This window comes from Bacillus sp. FSL K6-1106, assembly GCF_038005245.1.
GTDB lineage: Bacteria > Bacillota > Bacilli > Bacillales > Bacillaceae > Bacillus > Bacillus altitudinis.
This window is the reverse complement of record NZ_JBBOSV010000004.1, coordinates 36,272-59,457: the sequence shown is the minus strand read 5'-3', so window position 1 is coordinate 59,457 and position 23,186 is coordinate 36,272. Positions and strand designations below refer to the sequence as shown.

Annotated in this window: 27 protein-coding genes and 1 riboswitch; of the genes, 19 read left to right on the top strand and 8 right to left on the bottom strand. The window is 40.2% G+C overall.

Going from position 1 to position 23,186, the window contains the following annotated elements; all coding sequences use genetic code 11:
• The 6 genes from MHI20_RS18995 to spxA all read left to right on the top strand — a co-directional run.
• A partial coding sequence (locus tag MHI20_RS18995; protein ID WP_340940666.1) for an ABC transporter permease occupies positions 1-565 on the top strand: 565 nt, incomplete at its 5' end.
• Positions 566-577: 12 nt separating this feature from the next.
• Positions 578-1,657 carry an ABC transporter ATP-binding protein gene (locus MHI20_RS18990; RefSeq protein ID WP_007499018.1) on the top strand — a complete coding sequence of 360 codons (1,080 nt, stop codon included), beginning with the start codon at positions 578-580 and terminating at the stop codon, positions 1,655-1,657.
• Between the two features lies 1 nt (position 1,658).
• Positions 1,659-2,576 carry an ABC transporter ATP-binding protein gene (locus MHI20_RS18985; protein WP_024720064.1) on the top strand — a complete coding sequence of 306 codons (918 nt, stop codon included), beginning with the start codon at positions 1,659-1,661 and terminating at the stop codon, positions 2,574-2,576.
• Between the two features lie 105 nt (positions 2,577-2,681).
• Entirely contained in the window at positions 2,682-2,969 is a 288-nt protein-coding gene (locus MHI20_RS18980; protein ID WP_340940660.1) for a hypothetical protein, read from the top strand.
• A gap of 137 nt (positions 2,970-3,106) precedes the next feature.
• Positions 3,107-3,685 (top strand): GNAT family N-acetyltransferase, encoded by a 579-nt coding sequence (locus tag MHI20_RS18975; protein ID WP_144678922.1) that lies wholly within the window; start codon positions 3,107-3,109, stop codon positions 3,683-3,685.
• Between the two features lie 193 nt (positions 3,686-3,878).
• Positions 3,879-4,274 carry a transcriptional regulator SpxA gene (gene spxA, locus MHI20_RS18970; RefSeq protein WP_003211421.1) on the top strand — a complete coding sequence of 132 codons (396 nt, stop codon included), beginning with the start codon at positions 3,879-3,881 and terminating at the stop codon, positions 4,272-4,274.
• Positions 4,275-4,314: 40 nt separating this feature from the next.
• Here spxA and MHI20_RS18965 read toward each other — a convergent pair whose 3' ends face one another.
• Positions 4,315-4,980 carry a TerC family protein gene (locus tag MHI20_RS18965; RefSeq protein ID WP_007499010.1) on the bottom strand — a complete coding sequence of 222 codons (666 nt, stop codon included), beginning with the start codon at positions 4,978-4,980 and terminating at the stop codon, positions 4,315-4,317.
• A gap of 264 nt (positions 4,981-5,244) precedes the next feature.
• Here MHI20_RS18965 and mecA point away from each other — a divergent pair, with 264 nt between their 5' ends.
• The 4 genes from mecA to pepF all read left to right on the top strand — a co-directional run bounded on the left by mecA (position 5,245) and on the right by pepF (position 10,880).
• The gene (mecA, locus tag MHI20_RS18960; RefSeq protein ID WP_008348474.1) at positions 5,245-5,910 is read left to right on the top strand and encodes an adaptor protein MecA; all 666 of its coding nucleotides are present in this window, start codon (positions 5,245-5,247) and stop codon (positions 5,908-5,910) included.
• Between the two features lie 85 nt (positions 5,911-5,995).
• Positions 5,996-7,516, top strand: coding sequence for a cardiolipin synthase (gene cls, locus MHI20_RS18955; protein ID WP_203144245.1), 1,521 nt, complete (start codon positions 5,996-5,998; stop codon positions 7,514-7,516).
• 162 nt (positions 7,517-7,678) lie between these two features.
• Positions 7,679-8,839, top strand: coding sequence for a competence protein CoiA (locus MHI20_RS18950; RefSeq protein ID WP_340940648.1), 1,161 nt, complete (start codon positions 7,679-7,681; stop codon positions 8,837-8,839).
• 214 nt (positions 8,840-9,053) lie between these two features.
• The gene (gene pepF, locus MHI20_RS18945) at positions 9,054-10,880 is read left to right on the top strand and encodes an oligoendopeptidase F (RefSeq protein ID WP_282706805.1); all 1,827 of its coding nucleotides are present in this window, start codon (positions 9,054-9,056) and stop codon (positions 10,878-10,880) included.
• On the opposite strand, the gene MHI20_RS19255 is transcribed toward pepF, so the two are convergent.
• The 6 genes from MHI20_RS19255 to MHI20_RS18920 form a co-directional block, all read right to left on the bottom strand.
• Positions 10,863-11,042 (bottom strand): hypothetical protein, encoded by a 180-nt coding sequence (locus MHI20_RS19255; protein ID WP_414642614.1) that lies wholly within the window; start codon positions 11,040-11,042, stop codon positions 10,863-10,865. The genes pepF and MHI20_RS19255 overlap by 18 nt on opposite strands.
• A gap of 65 nt (positions 11,043-11,107) precedes the next feature.
• The gene (locus MHI20_RS18940; RefSeq protein ID WP_008348466.1) at positions 11,108-11,281 is read right to left on the bottom strand and encodes a hypothetical protein; all 174 of its coding nucleotides are present in this window, start codon (positions 11,279-11,281) and stop codon (positions 11,108-11,110) included.
• A gap of 296 nt (positions 11,282-11,577) precedes the next feature.
• On the bottom strand, positions 11,578-12,489 hold the full coding sequence (locus MHI20_RS18935) for a ClpXP adapter SpxH family protein (protein ID WP_100324885.1): 912 nt from the start codon (positions 12,487-12,489) through the stop codon (positions 11,578-11,580).
• Entirely contained in the window at positions 12,486-12,884 is a 399-nt protein-coding gene (locus MHI20_RS18930) for a globin domain-containing protein (protein ID WP_007499001.1), read from the bottom strand. The genes MHI20_RS18935 and MHI20_RS18930 overlap by 4 nt, the downstream gene beginning before the upstream one ends.
• Before the next feature lie 277 nt (positions 12,885-13,161).
• Complete coding sequence (locus MHI20_RS18925; RefSeq protein ID WP_008348461.1) at positions 13,162-13,926, bottom strand: lytic transglycosylase domain-containing protein; 765 nt, start codon at positions 13,924-13,926, stop codon at positions 13,162-13,164.
• 25 nt (positions 13,927-13,951) lie between these two features.
• Positions 13,952-14,527, bottom strand: a complete 576-nt coding sequence (locus tag MHI20_RS18920; protein ID WP_007498999.1) for a CYTH domain-containing protein — start codon at positions 14,525-14,527, stop codon at positions 13,952-13,954.
• Positions 14,528-14,744: 217 nt separating this feature from the next.
• Between MHI20_RS18920 and MHI20_RS18915 the strand changes: the two genes are divergently transcribed.
• The 4 genes from MHI20_RS18915 (at position 14,745) to MHI20_RS18900 (ending at position 17,550) form a co-directional block, all read left to right on the top strand.
• Positions 14,745-15,110 carry a UPF0738 family protein gene (locus tag MHI20_RS18915; protein ID WP_340940637.1) on the top strand — a complete coding sequence of 122 codons (366 nt, stop codon included), beginning with the start codon at positions 14,745-14,747 and terminating at the stop codon, positions 15,108-15,110.
• A gap of 33 nt (positions 15,111-15,143) precedes the next feature.
• Positions 15,144-15,773, top strand: coding sequence for a GTP pyrophosphokinase (locus MHI20_RS18910; protein WP_008348457.1), 630 nt, complete (start codon positions 15,144-15,146; stop codon positions 15,771-15,773).
• A 65-nt stretch (positions 15,774-15,838) separates the two neighbouring features.
• Positions 15,839-16,639, top strand: coding sequence for an NAD kinase (locus tag MHI20_RS18905; RefSeq protein ID WP_008355343.1), 801 nt, complete (start codon positions 15,839-15,841; stop codon positions 16,637-16,639).
• A gap of 17 nt (positions 16,640-16,656) precedes the next feature.
• Positions 16,657-17,550 carry an RluA family pseudouridine synthase gene (locus tag MHI20_RS18900; protein ID WP_340940670.1) on the top strand — a complete coding sequence of 298 codons (894 nt, stop codon included), beginning with the start codon at positions 16,657-16,659 and terminating at the stop codon, positions 17,548-17,550.
• 40 nt (positions 17,551-17,590) lie between these two features.
• Here the strand turns inward: MHI20_RS18900 and prpE are convergent, their stop codons facing one another.
• Positions 17,591-18,334 carry a bis(5'-nucleosyl)-tetraphosphatase PrpE gene (gene prpE / locus MHI20_RS18895; RefSeq protein ID WP_017359667.1) on the bottom strand — a complete coding sequence of 248 codons (744 nt, stop codon included), beginning with the start codon at positions 18,332-18,334 and terminating at the stop codon, positions 17,591-17,593.
• Between the two features lie 160 nt (positions 18,335-18,494).
• Here prpE and MHI20_RS18890 point away from each other — a divergent pair, with 160 nt between their 5' ends.
• The 5 genes from MHI20_RS18890 to thiS all read left to right on the top strand — a co-directional run bounded on the left by MHI20_RS18890 (position 18,495) and on the right by thiS (position 23,182).
• Positions 18,495-20,342: a monovalent cation:proton antiporter family protein gene (locus MHI20_RS18890; protein ID WP_340940630.1), complete on the top strand. Its 1,848-nt coding sequence runs from the start codon at positions 18,495-18,497 to the stop codon at positions 20,340-20,342.
• A 53-nt stretch (positions 20,343-20,395) separates the two neighbouring features.
• Positions 20,396-20,505, top strand: a riboswitch (TPP riboswitch).
• 78 nt (positions 20,506-20,583) lie between these two features.
• Complete coding sequence (gene tenA, locus MHI20_RS18885) at positions 20,584-21,294, top strand: thiaminase II (RefSeq protein WP_017367022.1); 711 nt, start codon at positions 20,584-20,586, stop codon at positions 21,292-21,294.
• Positions 21,269-21,886 carry a thiazole tautomerase TenI gene (tenI, locus tag MHI20_RS18880; protein WP_138278395.1) on the top strand — a complete coding sequence of 206 codons (618 nt, stop codon included), beginning with the start codon at positions 21,269-21,271 and terminating at the stop codon, positions 21,884-21,886. The genes tenA and tenI overlap by 26 nt, the downstream gene beginning before the upstream one ends.
• Positions 21,870-22,982, top strand: a complete 1,113-nt coding sequence (thiO, locus tag MHI20_RS18875) for a glycine oxidase ThiO (protein ID WP_340940623.1) — start codon at positions 21,870-21,872, stop codon at positions 22,980-22,982. Before tenI ends, thiO begins: the two co-directional genes overlap by 17 nt.
• Positions 22,979-23,182 carry a sulfur carrier protein ThiS gene (gene thiS, locus MHI20_RS18870; protein ID WP_017367025.1) on the top strand — a complete coding sequence of 68 codons (204 nt, stop codon included), beginning with the start codon at positions 22,979-22,981 and terminating at the stop codon, positions 23,180-23,182. The genes thiO and thiS overlap by 4 nt, the downstream gene beginning before the upstream one ends.
• The last annotated feature ends 4 nt before the right edge of the window (positions 23,183-23,186 follow it).

The window sequence follows — 23,186 nt, the reverse complement described above, 5'->3', positions numbered from 1 at the left end:
GATCATCGGGATCATCTGGGGAAGTATTGCTGCATTCAAAGGCGGCCGTACAGATGAAGTCATGATGCGTATCGCAGACGTTTTATGGGCAATTCCAACACTATTAATGGTTATTTTAATGATGGTGGTTCTGCCAAAAGGATTATTAACGATTATCCTTGCTATGACAGTCGTAGGCTGGATTAACATGGCACGTATCGTTAGGGGACAAGTTTTACAATTAAAGAGCCAAGAATACGTTCTTGCAGCACAAACATTAGGTGCAAAAACATCTAGACTTTTATTTAAACACTTGATTCCAAACTCAATGGGACCCATTCTTGTCACAATGACATTAACGATTCCTTCTGCTATTTTCACAGAAGCATTCTTAAGCTATCTAGGGCTTGGTGTACCGGCTCCATTGGCTAGCTGGGGAACAATGGCTTCTGATGGAATTCCGGCCATGACATATTATCCATGGAGATTATGGTTCCCAGCCGCATTTATCTGTATTACAATGTTTGGTTTTAACGTGGTTGGAGACGGACTAAGAGACGCTTTAGATCCGAAGTTGCGTAAATAAGGAGTGATTAGGATGGAACGTGAACGTATTCTAGAGGTGAAAGACCTTGCAATCTCATTTAAAACATATGGTGGAGAGGTTCAAGCCATTCGTGGTGTGAACTTCCACTTAAATAAAGGCGAGACACTTGCTATTGTAGGTGAATCTGGTTCTGGAAAAAGTGTAACATCACAGGCCATCATGAGATTAATCCCGATGCCGCCAGGTTATTTCAAGCGCGGAGAGATTTTATTTGATGGGCAGGATATTGTCAAGAAAACGGAAAAGCAAATGCAAACCATTCGAGGAAAAGACATTTCGATGATCTTCCAAGATCCGATGACTTCTTTGAACCCAACCATGAAGGTCGGGAAACAAATTACAGAAGTACTTTTCAAGCATGAACAAATCTCAAAAGAAGCGGCTGAAAAAAGAGCTATTGAACTTTTAGAGCTTGTTGGGATTCCAATGCCTGAAAAAAGAATCAAACAATATCCGCATGAATTTAGTGGCGGGATGAGACAAAGGGTTGTCATCGCGATGGCACTTGCAGCTGATCCAAAGCTATTGATTGCTGATGAGCCAACGACTGCACTTGATGTAACCATTCAGGCGCAAATCTTAGAATTAATGAAAGAAATTCAGCAAAAAGTCGAAACATCTATTATCTTTATTACCCATGATTTAGGTGTTGTGGCCAATGTTGCTGATCGTGTAGCCGTTATGTATGCTGGACAGATTGTGGAGACAGGGACTGTTGATGAAATTTTCTACAATCCGAAACATCCATATACATGGGGACTTTTAGCATCTATGCCAAGCCTAGACACTGATGGAGGAGCTGAAGGGAAACTAACGGCGATTCCAGGAACACCACCAGATTTAACAAACCCGCCGAAAGGAGATGCATTTGCACTCCGGAGCGATTATGCAATGAAAATTGACTTTGAACAAGAACCACCAATGTTCAAAGTATCAGATACGCATTATGTGAAATCATGGCTACTTCATCCGAATGCCCCTAAAGTTGAACCGCCTGCTTCCGTAAAGGCGAGAATGCGTGAACTAGAAGGTAGCTACGAAAAACCTGTATTAGTAAAAGAGGGTGAATAGCATGGCAGAAAAACTGTTAGAAATTAAAAATTTAAAGCAGCATTTCCATACAGCAAGAGGAACTGTAAAAGCAGTTGATGGTGTCTCATTTGATATTTATAAAGGTGAAACACTTGGACTTGTAGGTGAATCTGGATGTGGAAAGTCGACAACTGGCCGTTCGATCATAAGACTTTATGATGCGACAGATGGCGAAGTTCTCTATAAGGGAGAAAGCGTACACGGAAAGAAATCAAGACAAAAAATGCTTGAATTTAACCGCCAAATGCAGATGATTTTCCAAGACCCATATGCTTCACTTAACCCTAGAATGACAGTGCTTGATATCATTGCAGAAGGGATTGACATTCATGGCCTTGCGAAAACAAAGCAAGCACGTAAAGACCGTGTGTATCAATTGCTTGAAACGGTTGGCTTGAATAAAGAGCATGCGAATAGATACCCGCATGAATTTTCAGGCGGTCAAAGGCAGCGTATTGGGATTGCTCGTGCGTTAGCTGTTGAGCCGGATTTCATCATTGCCGATGAGCCAATCTCTGCACTAGATGTGTCGATCCAAGCGCAGGTCGTTAACTTAATGAAAGAACTGCAAGAAGAAAAGGGCTTAACGTATTTATTCATTGCCCATGACCTTTCCATGGTGAAATATATTAGCGATCGTATCGGTGTGATGTATTTTGGGAAATTGGTTGAGCTGGCACCAGCGAATGAATTATATGAAAACCCGCTTCATCCATATACAAAATCATTACTATCTGCGATTCCGCTTCCAGATCCTGATTATGAGCGTAACCGCAAACGGATTAAATACGATCCATCTGTTCATAAAGGAACAAATACGGAATTTCGTGAAGTTAAGCCGGGTCACTTTGTCAGCTGTACTGAGGAAGAATTCAAAGAGATCAAAGCAAAACAATAAGAACAGAGAAGAAGCACTGCGATATCAGTGCTTCTTTTTTTATTTTACAAAAAAACAAGTTGATGGTAATTTTTATGTAAAATGAGTAAACCAGGAGGAAATCAAATGTTGTTATGGAAGACGTTTCGCTATTCATGTCTTCACTTTTTTATCGTCACGATGCTTTTTTCAATATCTTTTTTATCGAAACCAAACGGGGGAAAGTGGATGATCGTATTTTTAGTGCTCATTTGCATCATTTCGTTTTCGGTTGAATTTGCTCTGTATCGGCGCACGAATGAACAGAAGGAAGAAGTCCGGCGTATGAAGTACCTTTATTTCATCATGTTTCAGATCGCCATGACACTTCTTTTGTTTGCTTGCTTTCAAATGCTCATGAATCGTTCGATATAAAACTTTTTTGCTTTCTCTTGAAAAAAAGTGAAACCACCAATGGCATTGCTGCGTCTTACTAGTACAGGCGTTTAAATAGCAGGAAATCGGGAATAGATAAGGAAGTGGTTCTTAACTACATCATAAGGAGCGGATCCATGAATTGGTATGAAAAGCTCAGTGAATACTTCCCGATAGAAGAAATGAAGTCAAAAGAGCATATGGAAGCTTTATTAAAGGAAAGAAGTGATATTTATCATAAAGAAGAAGGGCCTCATCATGTGATGATGTACGCTGAATTTGATTCTTTCATCTTTATTGATTATTTATTTGTTTCCAAGGATGCAAGAGGTGAAGGCCTCGGCTCAAAGCTCATTCATAAGCTGAAGGAAAAAAGAAAACCGATCTTGCTTGAGGTCGAGCCTGTAGATGAAGATGATGCAGATACTGCAAAACGCCTAAAGTTTTATCAGAGAGAGCACTTCAAGCATGCTGAATCAATTGGTTATAAACGCAGGTCACTTGCAACGAATGAAGTGAACCGCATGGAAATTCTTTATTGGTCGCCTCGTACAGATAATGAGGAAGAAATGATGGAGGCCATGAGAAAGACGTACGAAAGAATCCATACGTATAAAGACGAAGAATGGTATGGACAATCGTATGAGGATGTTGATGATGTGCTGAAACTCATTGAAAATAGAAAACAAAAAAATATTTTCGATCATCTCGACTAAATGAGAATGTTCAGACTTCAAACATCAGCACAAAAAGAATGAAATTGTCTAGTTTTTGTCACAAAAATTGCAAGAAAATCTGTTCACACTTACTTTTTTATAGTATAATCACTATAAAGATTACTTATTTAGAACAATTTTAATTTAAGAATACAGATCAATATTCATTCTACAAATTGAGGAGTGAAGATTTATGGTAACATTATACACATCACCAAGCTGTACATCATGTAGAAAAGCAAGAGCGTGGTTAGAAGAGCACAATATTCCATACCAAGAGAGAAATATCTTTTCTGAGCCTCTTTCAATCGATGAAATCAAAGAGATTCTTCGTATGACGGAAGATGGTACAGATGAAATTATCTCAACACGTTCTAAAGTATTCCAAAAACTAAATGTAAATGTTGAGACAATGCCGCTTCAACAATTGTATAAACTAATCAATGAGCACCCTGGTCTTCTAAGACGTCCAATTATTTTGGATGAAAAAAGACTGCAAGTTGGGTACAACGAAGATGAAATTAGACGTTTCCTTCCTAGAACGGTTCGTACATTCCAACTTCGAGAAGCTCAGCGACTCGCTAACTAATAGACAACACGAAAAGCTGCCGATCATTTGGCAGCTTTTTTTATTTATTTTCAGCCGTTTGTTCGTAAAAGAGACTGGCTAAAATAACGGTTGCGACGGTTAAAAAAGGAAGCAACAATTCAAGTGTTGTATGCTGCGCCATAAATTCATTCAGTTTTACATCACGGACAATCATTTCTCCGCCAGTAAAAGCTAAAAGGGCACTCCCTCCGTATAAAAGAATCGGAAACTTGGTTAGTGCTGCATGAATCAGCTTACTCCCCCAAATAATAATCGGAACTGAAATCATTAAGCCAAAGGCAGTGAGCACCATGTTCCCTTTAGCTGCCCCTGCAACAGCAATCACATTATCAAGTGACATAAAAAGATCTGCAATCACGATGGTCTGAACAGCACGCCAAAGGGAGCCGCTGCTTTTAATCCGAATGGATTCTTTCTTTTGTTCAATTAACAAATTGTATCCTATATAAAGGAGAAAGAGACCGCCGATAAATTGCAAATAGGGGATGGTCAATAAATAAACGGCAGCACCAGTCATGGTGATTCTCATCAGCACTGCCAAAAGTGTGCCGATCCATATGGCTTTGTTTCGTTTTTCATTTGATAAGCTTCGACTGGCCATCGCAATGATTAATGCATTATCTCCGCCTAATATGAGGTCTATGCCAATAATCATCAGTAAGGATACGATCCACTCTGTTTCCATCCAGTTCACCTCATTTCACTAAAATAGCTCGTACAACCAATATATGAGGACAATTCAAATATATGTTTCTGCAAGTTTTCTCTGCAAAAAATGCGTTTTTATTTCTTTTATTCATGTTTTATCATAAAATAGACAGTACACAGCAATACCTCATTTCTTTAAATGGTTAACATGTAGACGGAACGGGTAAAGTGTAGTAAAGTACTATTAATTGGGAGCTTGTATGTCCCTTCAACATCTTATATAGAAGGGAAGGTTGGCAAAATGGAAATCGAAAGAATAAATGAACATACAGTCAAATTTTATATTTCCTACGGTGATATTGAAGATCGCGGTTTTGACCGTGAAGAGATTTGGTATAATCGTGAGCGCAGTGAAGAGCTGTTCTGGGAAGTGATGGACGAAGTGCACGAAGAAGAAGAATTTGCAGTAGAGGGACCACTTTGGATTCAAGTACAGGCACTTGATAAAGGTCTTGAAATTGTCGTGACAAAAGCCCAACTTTCTAAAGATGGACAAAAGCTCGAATTGCCGATTCCAGAAGATAAAAAAGATCAAACAGATGAAGAAAGTTTAGATGCTCTGCTTGATGATTTTCATAAAGAAGAGCAAGATCAAGAAGATCATAATGAGAAGGACAAAAAACTTCAACTTCAGTTCGTATTGAAAATGGATGATTTTGAAGATTTGATTGCACTTTCTCAATTAAATATGCAGGATTTTACGACAAGTTTATATTCGTTTGAAAACCGTTATTATCTATATGTTGACTTCCACGAGGATTTGTCAGATGAGCAGGTGGAGAATAAGCTTAGTATTCTGCTTGAATATGCTCATGAATCAGTGGTCAGCATCTACAGACTGCAAGAATACGGTCAGCTGATTGTCAAAGAGAATGCGCTTGAAACGATTCAACAGCACTTCTCGTAACAACCAAAAGTCGATTTCTATAGAGGAATCGACTTTTTTATCTGAATGAAAAAGTAAATAAAGTGATCGGCAAGGAGAAAATGAAATGAGAAATGTAGTCAAAGTTCTATTTTTTCTTATCATTACGATAGGTGCTTATTTGATTATCCAAATTTTTGCCGGTGATCTAGCGGTAAGTGTATTAAGTTCCGTCAGTGTTCTATTCACTTTATCGATTATCTTCATCGGGTTTGTCATTTTCTTAGAAAACAGAAATCCCTCTCAAACGATTACGTGGCTTGTGCTGCTTGGGAGCTTTCCGCTTTTCGGGTTTTTGTTTTATATTTTCTTTGGACGCAATATTAAAAAGCGCAGACTTTTTGAAAAGAAAGCGGTACTGGATGAACAGCTTGTCCAGGAAGATGAACGTATCCACAGAGAAGCAATTGAAAAAATGACTCATATGGGTGACCATCAGCAGCTCTTATTTAAGCTGGCCCACAGACTTGGACATACCCCTATTACGTATCGCACATCCTCTAAAGTTCTGACCAATGGAGAAGAAACGTTCTCGCATATTTTTGAAGAGATCAAAAAAGCAACACATCACATTCATCTAGAATATTATATTCTCCGTCATGATGATCTGGGACAAGAATTAAAGGACATTTTAATCGAGAAAGCAAAAAGTGGTGTGATTGTCCGCTTTTTATATGATGATGTAGGCAGCCTAAAACTATCCCGTCAATATATTGGTGACTTAGAAAAGGCTGGCGTGCAGATCGTTCCGTTTTTACCAGTGAGACTGCCCTTATTAAATAATAAAATCAATTTCCGAAATCACCGGAAAATCGTGGTGATTGATGGAGAAGTAGGATTTGTCGGAGGACTTAACATTGGGGACGAATATATGGGTAGAAGCAGACAATATGGATTTTGGCGTGATACACACCTGATGATTAAAGGTGAGGCCGTTCGTGATTTGCAGCAGATTTTTATGCAGGATTGGTATTACATGACCAACGAAAGGTGCTCGGGTGTGGATTATTTTAAAGATTTCAGCCATATGGAGAGTCGAGCAGAAGGCGTACAAATGATTGCGGGTGGTCCTGATAAACAGTGGGAAGTCATTAAAAATCTTTTTTTCTCCATGATTATCTCCGCCAAAAAATCAATTTGGATTGCTTCACCTTATTTTGTACCTGATGATGATATTTTGTCCGCACTGAAAATTGCTGCGTTGAGCGGAGTCGATGTGAGAATCATTGCGCCGAAAAATCCAGATAAACGCATCGTATTTCATGCGTCCCGTTCATACTTCCCCGAACTTTTAGAAGCAGGTGCGAAGGTATACGAATATGATCAAGGCTTTATGCATAGCAAGTTTATCATTGTGGATAGTGAGCTAGCATCAATTGGTACAGCAAATATGGATATGAGAAGTTTTCATCTGAACTTTGAAGTGAATGCTTTCCTCTATAAAACAAAAAGCACAGAGAAGCTGGTCAACGATTTCTTAGGTGATTTAGAGCAGTCACATGAAATTGTTCCAGAAGAATTTGCGAAGAGACCTTTGAGGGTGAGGCTGTTTGAATCAACAGCAAGATTATTATCACCACTTTTATAAAAATTGTATTTTCCCCCTTTTCTAAAAGGGGGATTTTTTATTTTACTAAGGGAAAGTAGGTTAAAATCGTGTTTTGATACGATAAAAGTTCATTTTCGATATTCGCTTCCTGATGAGAGAAAAAGCTATAATACGGTCATCAAAGAGCAAGGGGCGAAATATATGAATGCAGCGATCATGGAGAATGGCAAGTTGATTCGCATCACACAACATCTGACTAAAAGGCGGCTAGAGCATGTAAGAGCTACGTGCAAATTTTACTGTCCTGAATGTAGGCAGGAGGTTCTATTAAAGCTAGGTGAGCATCGTGTCCATCATTTTGCACATAAACAGCTCTCGGCATGTCCATTAGCGTCCACCGGTGAAACAGTTTATCATCAGACAGGGAAAATGGCTCTTAAGGATTGGCTCACGCAGCTTGGATATGAGCCGTTACTAGAGAAATATGTTTCAAACATTCAGCAGCGCCCTGATGTGACCGTTGCTATAGAAAATAAAAGCTATGCCATCGAATTTCAATGTGCAAATATTTCGTGGAAAGAGCTACATAAACGAACGGAAGGTCTCCATGCTGCGGGGCTCTATCCTATATGGATCATAGGGGCGAATCGTTTAAAACGAATGGCTGGCCAGCTCTTTTCATTCTCCTCCATTCATTGGGGAATTTTAAGGCAGTCAAAGAATAGGAGACTCATTTTTTATTGTCCGATCCAAAATAGATTCATCCACCTGGATCAACTTCTCGTGTTTCAGCCAACGAAAATATGTGCCTCAATGACCGTTAGACCGCCTTCAGCTTATCGCCAACTACCAGCACTCTTATCTGTTTCCTCGAACAATCATCAATTGTATAAAGAGTGGCTCAAGTGTATTCGGCAATTTAGGGAGCGGCCACCCCGCATTTTAGCAAATGAAAGCAAGCGTTTAAGAACCATTTTTTATGAGCATCATCAAACAGCATGGCCATTTCTACCGACAGAATTATTTATCCCCCTGACAGAAGCATATATCTTTTCAAGCCCTGTTTATGTGTGGCAAGGATGTCTTTATGATTGGATGGTTAGAAAGGGAAAAGAACAAGTGACCATTCATCTACTTTTAAAAGAAATTAAGCGATGTGTCCAGAATAAAGAAGTGAAGCTCCGATATACCAATGTCACAATAGAAGAAATCAAAGGGGTGATCATTTCATATGTACGGGCGCTTGTGAATCTAGGGTTTTTATACATGACGAAAGAGGGTAATTATCAAGTAACGTCGAATCAAAAGCCTATACAAACAGCAGATGAAGCGATAAAACGAGATGCTTTCTTATTTCATTAGCATGTTTCATGCCCACTTTGATCATGATAAGAAAAAGGTGGTGCTGCTATTGAATAGAAAGAAACGCTTTTTTCTCATTTTTTTAGTTTGTTTGGTATTTATTTCTGCATATGATTTGACAAATATAGTTCAAAACAAAGAAGATAAATACAACACCAATTTCTTTCACTTTCCTAAAGGTTGGTTCAACACAACTCATGCAAGGGGGATTCATATGACTTCACAAAATAACAACAATCATTTACCAGACAGAAGCGAAGTAAAAGAAGAAAACAAATGGCGCCTTGAAGATATTTTTGAAAGTGTCGATTCTTGGAATAAGGAATTCGAAGCTGTAAAAAAAGAAATTCCGAAGCTCGCCCAATTTAAAGGCAAGCTGGCCCATTCTGCTGATGTCTTGTATGAAGCCCTAACATTTCAGGATCAACTTTCTGAAAAGCTTGGCAAGCTTTATACATATGCGCACATGAAATACGATGAAGATACAACAAATTCATCATTTCAGGCTTTAAATGATAAAGCATCCAATTTATTTACACAGCTGTCTAGTACATCTGCCTATATTGTTCCGGAAATTTTATCTATTCAAGAAGATAAGCTGCAGCAATTTATTTTGGAAAAAGAAGAATTAAAACTTTATTCTCACGCTCTCGAAGAAATTAACAAAGAGCGTCCGCATATTTTAAGTGAGGAGCAAGAAGCTTTATTAGCTGAAGCCTCTGAACCTTTATCAACATCATCCACTACGTTTAGTATGTTTAATAATGCAGATATTTCGTTCCCTTCTGTTAAGGATGAAAATGGAGAAGAAAAGAAAATTACTCATGGCAACTTCATTACCTTTTTAAACAGTGATGATCGTGAAGTGAGAAAGAATGCTTTTAAAGCCGTTTATAAAACGTATGATCAATATAAGAATACTTTGGCGTCTACACTCAGCGGCTCGATTAAAAAGGATAATTTTTATGCGAAAGTACGTCATTACAAATCTGCAAGAGAAGCAGCGTTATCACGCAACAGTATTCCTGAAGAAGTGTATGACAATCTAATTGATACAGTTCATCAATATTTACCGTTATTACACCGCTACATTGAATTGCGTAAAAAGGTATTAAAGCTTGATGAAGTGCACAATTATGACTTGTATACACCATTAGTAAAAGATGCTGGCATGAAGCTGACATATGATGAAGCAAAGGATTATATGCTGAAAGGGTTAGCGCCATTAGGAGAAGAATATGTTTCGGTATTAAAAGAGGGACTCGAAAATCGCTGGGTAGACGTTTATGAGAATAAAGGGAAACGAAGCGGTGCGTATTCTTCTGGAAGCTATGGTACGAATCCTTATATCTTAATGAACTGGCAAAATAATATTGATAATTTATTTACACTGGCTCATGAATTTGGTCACTCTGTTCATAGCTACTATACAAGAAAGCATCAGCCATATCCGTACGGAAACTACAGCATTTTTGTAGCGGAAGTAGCTTCTACAACAAATGAAGCATTACTAGGTGAATACTTACTCAATCATTTAGAGGACAAAAAGCAGCGCTTGTATGTGCTCAATCACTTGTTAGAAGGATTTAGAGGGACGGTATTCAGACAAACGATGTTTGCAGAGTTCGAGCACCTGATTCATGTGAAAGCGCAAGAAGGGGAGGCATTAACGCCAGAGTTTATGACGAACCTGTATTACGACCTGAATAAGAAGTATTTTGGCGACGGTATGGTTGTGGATAAGGAAATCGGATTAGAATGGACGCGAATTCCGCATTTCTATTACAACTATTATGTGTATCAATATGCGACAGGCTATAGTGCGGCTCAGGCATTAAGTAAACAAATTTTAGAAGAAGGGAAACCTGCGGTGGAGCGCTATACAGACTTTCTTAAAGCAGGAAGCTCTGACTATCCAATCAACGTGCTGAAAAAAGCTGGTGTAGATATGGCATCTAAAGAACCAATTGAGGCAGCATGTCAATTGTTTGAAGAAAAATTAAAGGAAATGGAAGAGCTCATCTCAAAGACTGGTGAGTAACGAGAAGACTTCTGTCAGATGTGTGAGTGCAAACTCACCTTTTGGCAGGAGTTTTTTCTTGAAATAAAAAAGACCAGATTGTTGACAAAGGGCTAAAATGAACTTGATTTTAGCCCTTTGACTTCTTTTTAGCGTGATAGAAAACCTTTGCAGGACTGACACCGAATGCGAGGGTTTGCCTACACGCTAGACCTCATCTATATGAACGAGGTTTGTACATTCAATGATTACGCTTTAAAACCTTTGAAGGTTTTCCGGTGATTCATTCGATAGAGTGTAAAGAGAATGGAAGCGAATAGGAGTGGAGACGTCAGGTAAAGAGGCAGCATCTTCATTAAGCCTAATATATTTAAACAGAAACATAAGCCAATGGCAACAAGTCCAATGGTTGTGCTGCGCATGCAGATCCCCCCATTTTTTTGTTACTTTCACTATATGAAAGTGACAGTCCTCTTATGTTTTGTGACAAAAATATGAACATATAGTATATCGGTTGTCATAAGTCGACAAAATTTGATATACTACAGATGTGAAATTAATCACATACAAACATTACCCCTTTGTTTGACCGTGAAAAATTTCTCCCATCCCCTTTGTTGTCGTTAAGACATAGTGAAACCGCGCTTATCCCGGCGCGGTTTCTTCGTACTTATAAATAGAACAAGTGTTCCTTTGGGAGTGAAGAAAAAAACATGGGTCAGCACCCATGTTCATTCTCACAGCGGTAGACATCAAGTTCTGAATGATTGTCTCCTTCTGTATAACGCCAAAACATTTCTTGATGTACTTGTACACGTTCTACCTTTTTAGCGAATGCGAGCTTTTTCATCTCGCGTTCAACTTCTTCAAGGGTCAGGTCATATACAACGGCAATTTCTTTTGCTGATGCAAATTGAAAGTAAGCGATAAACCATTCAATTGGCGGTCGTTCTGAAGGTGTTGGTTTTTCGCCAATCATTTCAAAGAGAATTTCCTCGTAAATATCATAAGAATATGCACCTGAAATCTTTAATCCTTCTTCACCATTTATCGTATTAAAAAAGGCGAAAGTGGGAAGCTCAGACACATCCATTTCAGCTGCGATTTTCATATCACATTGGAGCGCTTTGACAGCACTTTGAGAATGGATATCTCGCTGGAACTCTTCAATGTCCAGTCCAGCCGTTTTTGCATTTTCTAGCAAGACTTGTTCACTGGTGACGTCCTGCTGATGGCAAAAAAGCGATTCTTGAATGAGTCGTAAAAATTTCATTCCGCATTTTCTGCCCTGAAGTTCAGCTGCTTTTAATGCAAGAGAGGCGAGATAAGGTGATGTCACAATTTGTTCAGACAGCATTTGTTCTTTTTTGGTCTGAGTTTTCGTGGCAAATTTCCCCCACGCTTCGGTTAGTAAATGTTTTTTTCGTTTCCGGTTCAAAGCATTAATACTAGAACTTGTAACCGTTCGTAAAGTGAAGAAACGGCCATATTTCATTTTTAACTTTTTAATTGATGGCTCTAATAACCAGCAGTCCGGGCTGAGAGGATCAATGAATACATAGATTTCAATCGGCTTTTGAGGATGTCCGTGACAATGTGAGAAATATTGCTCATGCGGATTGCAGCTCAAGATCGTCCGTCCTTTTCAGGTATTTGGTTGACCATGTGACGAGCCGTCAAAGACAGCCGCTCAAATAAAAAGTCACGAATATCGCCGGTTAGTCCTACTTGATCCATTGCATCCTCCATGCATTCAAGCCATGCGTCCGCCCGCTCCTCAGTAATCGGAAAAGGGAGATGTCTCGCCCGTAGCATTGGGTGACCATGCTCCTCAGTATAAAGCGGCGGTCCGCCTAAATATTGAGTTAAGAACTGTTTTTGTTTTCTTGCTGTTTCTTTTAAGTCATCCGGAAAAATAGGATGAAGCAAAGGATGACACTTTACATTTTCATAAAAAGTATCAACAAGTTGCGATAGAAGTTCCTCTCCAACCGCTTCGTAAGGTGCGTTAAACGATTGTACCATGTTGACTACTCCTTTAACTCGTAGCTAATAGGATGGCTCACCCTATTGCGAATTTCATGTATTTCAAAAGTGATATTCAGTTTGTTCTATTTTGTTGTTTCTATTCTTGTATACTTATTTTAACAACCTCTACTCAATTCCACAAACAAACCGCTTTGGTCCTTTGGGAATAGTGAGGGAGACAGGGTCCGTGTTCAATTGACCATATCATAACACATTCAGTCAAAAAAGGGTGAAAAGCGACATACAAAAAACCGAAGAGGTTATTCTCTTCGGTTTAGGCGAAATATTGAGCTGTGATTTTCTTTACATAATTTTGTGTTTCTTTAAATGGAGGAATGCCTCCGTACTTATCTACATTCCCTGAGCCTGCGTTATAAGCGGCTAAGGCAAGTGAGACATTTCCATTATATTTTTGCAGCATTTGTTTTAAATACTTCGTTCCGCCTTCAATGTTTTGGGCTGCATCAAAGGCATTGTTCACGCCAAGTGATTTAGCAGTAGACGGCATAAGCTGCATCAGTCCAAGTGCACCAGCATGGCTGACAGCATTCGTGCGATAACCGGATTCTTGCTTGATCACTGCGTGGATCAGCTTTTCTGGAACTCCGTGCTTTTGAGCCATTTGTGAGACGATCTGATTAATCTCTTTTGATGAAGAGCCTGAAACAGCTTTTTGAAGCGGTGGTGTGTAGCTGTTATTTAAGACGTTTCCAATACCATTTGCGGTATTCAATTGGCTGTCATTTGCATAAAGAGACTGAGATTGAAGCTGTTCACTGCCCGCTATCGCAGATAAATATGGATTCATGCGTGCATATTGCGTGTTCGGAGACGTTGATGGGTCCGATCCCATGAAAGCAGAGATGGAAAGCGGGAGACGAGATAATTCTGATCCGCCTAAAAAATCTTGCAACAGCGACTGGAAAGAAGTCTCAGCGCTTGATTCTTGTCCAGCTGTGAGTTGTGTTTGTCCATTATCAGATTGTAACGTTTTGAGTGCTTGCAGCTGCATAAAGGATTGAAGTTGATTGACGTTCATCATGTTCCTCCTTCAAGGAATTCATCTATTCTTTTGTTTTCATTTTTTCTTCATAAAAACGTACGACTTTGTTTTTCGTGTGTCTTGGTGGGATCTGAAATTGCTGAAGCAATGCTGTGAAAGCGGCTTGTCCAATGTCTAAATCGCTCACTTCAAATTCAAGTTCATAGTCCTCTACTGTTAAATATCGGCTGTGATCCAAAACAATTAAGCCTTCTTTGATCATTTTTTCTGCTCTTGACGTTTCCAGTGAACCAAAATACACGATTTGATCCTTTTGAATGTGAAGGTGTACTAATCTGTCTGCCACTTCACCTTCAGGCAGGTGGAAATGTTCAAGACTTGCGGGAGGATCGATCGTTTGGTGAGTTTCCAAAAGGCCGATCTCATGCGGTTCCTTTAATGTGAGGACCCACTGTCCGCCTTTTTCTCTCATTCGTAATGCAGCGAATTTGGATTTTATATCAAATTGAGGTGTATCAAAATAATAGTTGGTTTGAGTGTGGAAGTCCTCGTCCTTTAATTGAAAATATTCTTTTAGCTGTTCAAATTCTTCTTTCATTAATAATTGTTTTAGTTCTATCTCAATTTCCTGTGCCATTTTGACATCAACCTTTCATTTAGAGGAAATATGATTATTGTACATGAAAAGCTTCTTTTTTTCTTATTTATTCCTTAAAAAGAGACGTATATAGATGTTAAATGAGGCAAAATGAACAACGAAATGGAGAAATCAAATTTTCTCAAAAAGTTCGGTTTATCAATATTGAACTTGATATGATAAAATAAAGCTGTACTTTGTTGTAAAGGAGATCATGATGCAAAACAGAATTGAAATCACAGAAGCAACTTTAAAAGAAGACAGGCTGATCTTGACGGTCCAGTCAGATGAGCAAATTCAAAAAGCAAAAGCATCAGGACAAATGCTTGTTGATTCTGATCACTTTGCGTTCGTTTACATACTTGAGACTGAGGAGTCTTTTACGTATCTTATTTTAGGAGAACATACATGGACTCCATTAAAAGAAGCAATGAATCGTGAAATCCCTGTCTATTTGGCGGCGGAAGAGCAAACGCTAGAACTCATTCAACTTCATCAGGAATTAAACTATTTAATCGACAATATTAAAGACAATGCCAATTACGGAGATATGGAAGAGAAAGTGAAGAGCACATTCCTCTGAAATAATTAGGTATTTGGAATTGGGGGAAGTTTCATGGACAAAAAACAATGGGATCAATTCCTCGCACCATATAAGCAAGCAGTCGAAGAATTAAAAGTGAAACTAAAAGGCATTCGAAAACTGTATGAATTTGAGGATGACCATTCACCAGTAGAATTTGTCACTGGCCGAGTGAAACCCGTTGCCAGCATATTGGAAAAGGCAAAGCGTAAAAACATCCCGATGCATGAGATTGAAACGATGCAGGATATTGCAGGGCTTCGCATTATGTGCCAATTTGTAGAAGATATACAAGTCGTCAAGAAAATGCTCCAGTCACGAAAAGATTTCGTGGTTGTAGATAAACGCGACTATATTGCAGAACATAAAGAAAGCGGATACCGCTCGTACCACCTTGTTGTGTTATATCCGCTACAAACGATCAATGGAGAGAAGCAGCTCCTCGTCGAAATCCAAATCCGTACATTAGCCATGAATTTTTGGGCGACCATCGAGCATTCTCTGAATTATAAATATAGCGGGAATATCCCGGAGAAGGTCAAGCAGCGCCTTCAAAGAGCTTCTGAGGCAGCATCTCTTCTTGATGATGAGATGTCTGAAATAAGAGGCGAAATTCAAGAAGCACAAGTGGCTTTTTCCCGGAAAAAGAAAAACGATAGCTGAGCCTGAGCTTAAACAAATATGATGCTGCTTTCTCGTCGCAGCAAGGTGGAAAAGGAGAAGAATTCATGAAATTTGCAGTTTCTTCGAAAGGGAATTCTGTATCTGACACACTTAAAAATAAAATACAGACCTACTTATTGGATTTTGGAATGGAATTAAATGAAGAGGAACCCGATCTCGTCATTACAGTTGGCGGAGACGGAACCCTTTTATACGCTTTTCACCGGTATAGCAACCGTCTGAACGAAACCGCTTTTGTCGGCGTACATACAGGCCATCTTGGTTTTTATGCGGACTGGGTCCCGAGTGAAATAGAAAAGCTTGTGTTAGCCATTGCCAAAACGCCTTATCATATTGTGGAATATCCGATTCTTGAAGTCATCGTCAGGTACAACGATGGGGGCCGGGAAGAAAAATATTTAGCAATGAATGAATGTACGATTAAAAGTATGGAAGGTACACTTGTGGCAGATGTTGAGATTAGGGGTCAGCTTTTTGAAACATTCAGAGGAGATGGTCTTTGTTTGTCTACACCATCTGGCAGTACAGCCTATAATAAGGCACTTGGCGGGGCTATTATTCACCCATCCATTAGGGCGATCCAGCTGGCAGAAATGGCTTCAATCAACAACAGAGTGTTTAGAACGGTCGGTTCGCCGCTCATTTTGCCCGACCACCATACGTGTGTGATCAAACCGATTAATGATGTGGATTTTCAGGTGACGATAGATCATTTGTCGCTGCTGCATAAAGATGTGAAATCCATTCAATGCCGAGTGGCAGACGAGAATGTCCGGTTTGCCCGATTTAGACCATTTCCGTTTTGGAAAAGGGTGCAAGATTCCTTTATCGGCAAAGGAGAATAAGAAAGAGGTTGTTCTCGCTGGAATACTTTAAGATAAACAAAACCATATCAGCCAAAGAAGAAGGCAGGCTGCTGAAGGACTATTTAATCGATCTTGGCATTTCAAAACGAATGCTGACAGATATTAAATTTGATGGCGGTGACCTTCTGATTAATGGAGAGCATGTGACCGTGAGATATGAGCTACGCGAGGGAGACAGGCTCACCATTTTATTCCCCGAGGAAAAAGTGAGTGAAGGGCTAAAACCTGCGGCCATTCCGCTTGATATTTTATTTGAGGACGAGCACGTGCTTGTGCTGAATAAAAAGCCGTATATCCCATCGATTCCTTCTCGAGAGCACCCTGAGCATAGTATTGCAAATGGGGTGCTTCACCATTATGCTGAGCAGTCCGTTCGGCTGACTGTCCACTTGGTGAATCGTCTTGATCGTGATACTTCTGGTGTCATGTTAGTCGCTAAACATCGCTTTGCACACAGCCTTTTATCAAAGGCGCAGAAAAAAGGGGAAGTCAAGCGAACGTATAGAGCCATTACACATGGCATGATCACGCAAAAGGAAGGAACAATTAGAGCAAAAATTGCTCGAAAAGGGGACAGCATTATTGAACGAATGGTGGATGAATCTGGTCAGGAAGCCGTAACACATTATACGGTGCGGGCAGTACATACTCATTTAGATATGTCTGATGTGTCCCTTACCCTTGAAACGGGAAGAACTCATCAAATTCGTGTTCACATGCAATTCCTTGGTCATCCGCTTGTTGGAGATACGCTATATGGTGGAACAAGCGAGAGAATAAGAAGGCAGGCACTTCATAGTGAAACCCTTGTTTTTCCGCATCCGATAACAGGGGAGTCCATGACCTTTTCGGCTCCTTTGCCGGATGATATGACATTATTGCTTCAGTAAACAAGTAAACCCGGTCACCTGTAATGGTGGACCGGGTTTTTTATTGCGTGAAATGCTGAAATCTTGAATCGTCATATGGCATAGATGAAGGAACAGATACTGTCTCAAGCTCTGGATATCTAAGGGCAGAGAGCTTGTGGCCAAAGACGCAGCCTGTATCAATGTTAACCGTTCTACCGATAAATCTTGGTTCTTTTACGGGTGTATGCCCGTACACAATCCATGGTTTTCCGTGATATTCCTTTGCCCAGTCCTTCCTGACAGGTCGACCGTCTGGCCATGTTTCTCCGGTGACTGCTCCAAATAATAGATAAGACCTCATCTGTTTGTTCGGTTTTTTGCCAATATCCTTTTCCTTCATCGCTGCGTGTGCAATGATCAGTTCATTCGGAATCAGTACATCATAAAGCGGTGCCTTTTCAAATAAATGTTTAAATTCACGTGATAAAATGGTTTGTTCATCATGCGGCAGGTTTTTGATTTCATTCACTGTTGTTTCAATGCCATGCAGTAATTTTACGGGATTTCCTTTCAAATAGCGATACAGCTTAAAACAATGGTTACCAGGCACATAGCGGATTGCGCCCTTAGAATAGGCGTGTATGACAAATTGCATGACGGCAACTGATCGAGGGCCGCGGTCTGTTAAATCACCAACAAGGGCCAGTGTTCTCTTATCAGGGTGGACAGGTAGTCCATGTTTGAGTTCGTATCCTAGTTTGTGTATGAGGGTAAGCAGCTCTTCGTAGCAGCCGTGGATATCGCCGATGATATCGAATTTCATAAAGGTTCCTCCTGATTTTTTCATCCATTGATCGGATATAAAGAAGTTTGAATTTTAGAAAATATAACGAATGGCTTTCATTTCATTTGCGCAATTGTTAGAATCAATGCTTTAACGTAAAACTTAAAAATTAAACATGAATGTTAGGAGGCTTTAGCCAATGGAGCATACATCTGTTTCATCACTCGTTGTCGTTATTATTGTAGCCTTTTTCACCCCCATTTTATTGCACCGATTTAAGCTGACCATCCCGGTCGTTGTCGCTGAAATCATCATGGGGCTCATCATTGGAAAAAGCGGTCTTCAACTAGTTGTTGAACACGACGCATGGCTAGATACGTTATCCATGCTAGGTTTTATTTTTCTTATGTTTTTAAGTGGACTTGAAATAGATTTTTCTTCTTTTGAATCAAAGAAGAAAGCGCGAGAACTACCAAATGGTTTAAAAGAACCGAATACATTTAAAACAGCGACCTTTATTTTTGTTGGCGTATTTTGTATGTCCTTTATCCTGTCTTATGCGTTTGTCCTTGCAGGATTTATTCAAAATGCCTTTTTAATGACGCTTATTATTTCCACCATCTCATTGGGTGTCGTGGTTCCTACCTTAAAAGAGGAAAAGTTGATGCAGACGAATATTGGTCAAATCATTTTGCTTGTAGCCGTCATTGCTGATTTGGTGACAATGATTTTACTTGCTGTGTTTTCCTCCATTTATGGCGATGGAACAGGGAACATGTGGTTGCTCTTATTATTATTTGCGGCAGGTATTCTTCTTTATTTATTTGGCCGGGTATTTAAGACAAAGTCCATTTTTCAGTCCATGTCAAAAGGAACGGTGCAAATTGGGACAAGAGCCATCTTTACTCTCATTATAGTCTTAGTTGCCTTATCTGAATCACTCGGTGCTGAAAATATTCTTGGGGCTTTTTTAGCAGGTGTGCTTGTGTCTCTTCTTTCGCCTAATAAAGAGCTCGTACAGCAGCTGGACTCGTTTGGCTATGGATTTTTAATTCCGATCTTTTTTGTGATGGTCGGTGTGGACCTGAATATATGGTCACTCTTTAAAGATCCAACCATCATGATCATGATTCCGCTACTGTTTATCGCATTATTGCTTAGTAAACTCGTTCCGATTCTTTATTTAAAAAAATGGTATGACATGAAAAAAGTCATCGGTTCTGGTTTTTTATTAACCTCGACGTTATCCCTAGTTATTGCTGCTGCAACGATTGGTGAGCGGCTTGGTGTCATTGATCATAAAATGTCAGGAGCCCTTATTCTAGTCGCTGTGCTCACGAGTGTTTTAACACCTGTTTGGTTTAAGGCGTTATTTAAACAAGAACGTGAAACCAATCATAAAAAGCGTGTGACGTTTATTGGAGCGAATCAGCTGACGTTACCTGTGACGCTTGATTTGCATCAGGATGAATATGACATCCGTATTTTACACGTCTTTCAGGAAAATAAAGAAGCCTTGCTTGCTGACTCCATCTTTGAAGTTGAAGCGATTGAACAATATGACGATGATACGCTCAGGCAGGCTGGCATCGGGCAAGAGGATGTGCTCGTTGTGGCTACAGGCAGTGAAACGAAAAATAAGGAAATTGCTTTATTTGCAAAAGAAGAAGGGTCTAAACAAGTCATTGCAAGTGTTAACAAAGCGGAAGCTGAGCTGACTTTAAAGGAAGCAGGGATCGATACCTTTTCTAACTTCTTATCATCTAAAACGGTGCTGAGGGCATTGATTGAAGCACCTGATGCGATTCGCTTGTTAACAAATGAGGATTCTTCTTTGTATCAAATTCAAATGAACAATCATCGGTATCATAATGTCATGCTGAGGGAATTTCCTTTTACCGGCGATTTGGTGTTTGTCCGTATTTTCAGAGGAATTGACAGCTTAGTACCGCATGGGGATACGACGCTTAGAAGCGGTGACCGCGTGCTTGTGTCTGGCTCCCGGGAGTATGTGGCAGGACTTAGAGCCCAATTAGAGTTGCAATGAACCCTTGACCGATGAACAAATCCTGATTAAGATAGAGGTACAACAATATATGTTTGATCCACTAGGGGAGTCCTTTAAAAGGGCTGAGATAAAAGTGTAGACTTTTAGACCCTCATTACCTGAACAGGTTCATACCTGCGTAGGGAAGTGGTGCGGTGTTTGACTATGCTTTTTACAAATTCCAAACCACTTTCCACGCGGAAAGTGGTTTTTTTATATGGAAAAACAGGAGGAGAGGAACATGACATTTTCGAACGAATGTAAAGAAGCAGCAGCTAGATGGTGGAATGGGAGCTTTACACACCCTTTTGTGAAAGGGATTGGTGATGGCACACTTTCACTCGATCGTTTCACTTATTATGTGATGCAGGATTCGTACTATTTAACTCATTTTGCAAAAGTACAATCGTATGGAGCCGCTATTAGTGAGGACTTACATACGACAGGCAGAATGGCATATCATGCGCAGGGTACGTATGAAGCAGAGCTATCACTGCATAGAAAGTTCACAGAACTGCTCCAAATCTCTGATGAAGCGCTGGCAAACTTTAAACCTTCTCCAACTGCGTATGCATATACCTCGCATATGTACCGATCTGTGAAAAGCGGTCGTTTTGAAGAAATTTTAGCCGCATTATTGCCGTGCTACTGGCTTTATTATGAGGTAGGAGAAAAACTGAAACAAACAACACCTGACCATCCGATTTATCAAGAATGGATTTTGACATATGGCGGGGATTGGTTTAAAGAGCTTGTTTTTGAACAGGTGAACCGTTTTGATGAACTTGCAGAAAAAGCGCCAGAACATGTGCGGGCTAATATGAAAGAAAATTTCGTGATTTCAAGCTATTACGAATACCATTTCTGGGAGATGGCGTATGAAAAAGAAATGTGGCAGACAGCATGCTTAGATGGGGTTGGTGCAAATGGAACTCCATGCAGTGACAAATGATACGCTTCCTGTCAGGGAGCTCATCAAGCAAATAAAAGACATTGCGTCTGAAGTAGACTTTATTCATATTCGTGAACGATCGAAGGCAGCAGGTGAGCTGGTTCACCTCGTGAAACAACTACTAGCAGAAGGTGTTCCGAAAGAAAAGCTGATTATAAATGACCGAGTTGACGTTGCGCTGCTGACCAATATTCACCGGGTTCATCTTCCAGGACACAGCTTTTCGCCAAAGGAATTAAGACAAAAATTTCCTCACCTCCATGCGGGGGTATCGGTTCATTCGATAGAAGAAGCCAAAGCAGCAGAGAAGAACGGGGCAGAGTATGTCATGTTTGGGCATGTGTATGATACCGCATGCAAACCCGGACTTCAGGCGAGAGGCATAAAGATTGTGGAAGACATGACTTCTTCGCTGTCCATTCCAGTCGTTGTCATTGGTGGAATCACACCAGAACGACTGCCAGAATTGATGCATGTTGATTTAAAGGGAATAGCCGTCATGTCGGGAATTTTTGCTCATCCTCAGCCGCGCAAAATGGCGCAAACATTTTCTGAAAAGCGAAAGGAGAATCCTTATGAACAAGCATTATGATGTTGCAATCATTGGTGGTGGAATCATAGGGATGTCGATCGCTTATCACCTTGCAAAAGCAGGAAAGCAGATTGTCTTATTTGAGGCAAATGAGATCGGGAAGCAAACGACGAGTGCGGCTGCTGGCATGCTGGGTGCTCACGCTGAAGGAGAAGGTGATGAAGATATTTTCTTTCAAGTAGGCAGACAAAGTCAGGCTTTATATGAAAAATTAACGGTCGACCTTCAGCATGAATCGGGCATTGATATTCGGACATCAGTGGGCGGGATTATGAAGGTGGCTTTTACAGAACAAGAAAAACGAGCGCTTTGCCGGATGCAGCATTTGCCCACATTTGAATGGCTTGAAGCAAGCGGCGTAAAAGAACGTATGCCTCAAATTGCAGATGACATCTTAGGAGCAGGATTGATAGCAGATGATGTACATGTCGAGCCATATGCGGTATGCAGGGCTTTTTGGCAGGCGGCTGTTCGGCACGGAGCGGATGTGAAGGAGTTTACCCCCGTTATCGATGTGAAGAGGGGAAAAGAAACATTGACAGTCAGTACAGCCAAAGGCATCTTCACATGTGATCATCTGACTGTAGCAAGTGGTGTATGGTCAGGCCGTTTTTTAGAAGAACTGGGGTTATCACATTCTCTCTATCCTGTAAAAGGAGAATGTGTGTCTGTTTGGAATAACGGTCCAGCGCTTGCACACACCATCTATCATGATCATTGTTATATCGTTCAAAGGGATAGCGGTAAGCTAGTGATTGGTGCAACGATGATACCGAATGACTGGCAGGTCGTTCCGACACTTGGCGGTATTGAAGCAGTTATTCACAAAGCATCTCAGCTCATGCCTTCTATTCGAGAGATGCCGATTGATCAATGCTGGGCAGGTCTTCGGCCAGCGACAAGCGACCGGCACCCCTATATCGGAAAACATCCAGAAGACGAGCGTATTCTTTTTGCAACGGGACATTACCGAAATGGCATTTTACTTGCGCCAATTACGGGGGAAATCATTCGCGGCTTGATAGTAGGCGAGTCTGTTCACAAGGAATGGCTTCATGCGTTTCGTATTGGGCGAAAGGAGGCATTGTTCGTATGAAAATTCAATTGAATGGAAGAATGGTTGATTTCGATAAGGAAAATGGCACGATTTTTGATCTGCTATCAGCCTATCAACTTGAAAACCGAGTGGTGATCGTTGAAAAGAACCAAGAAATTATAGATAAAGAAGCCTTTCAACAGGTAAAAATTCAACCAAATGACACGATTGAAATCGTTCACTTTGTAGGAGGAGGATGACACC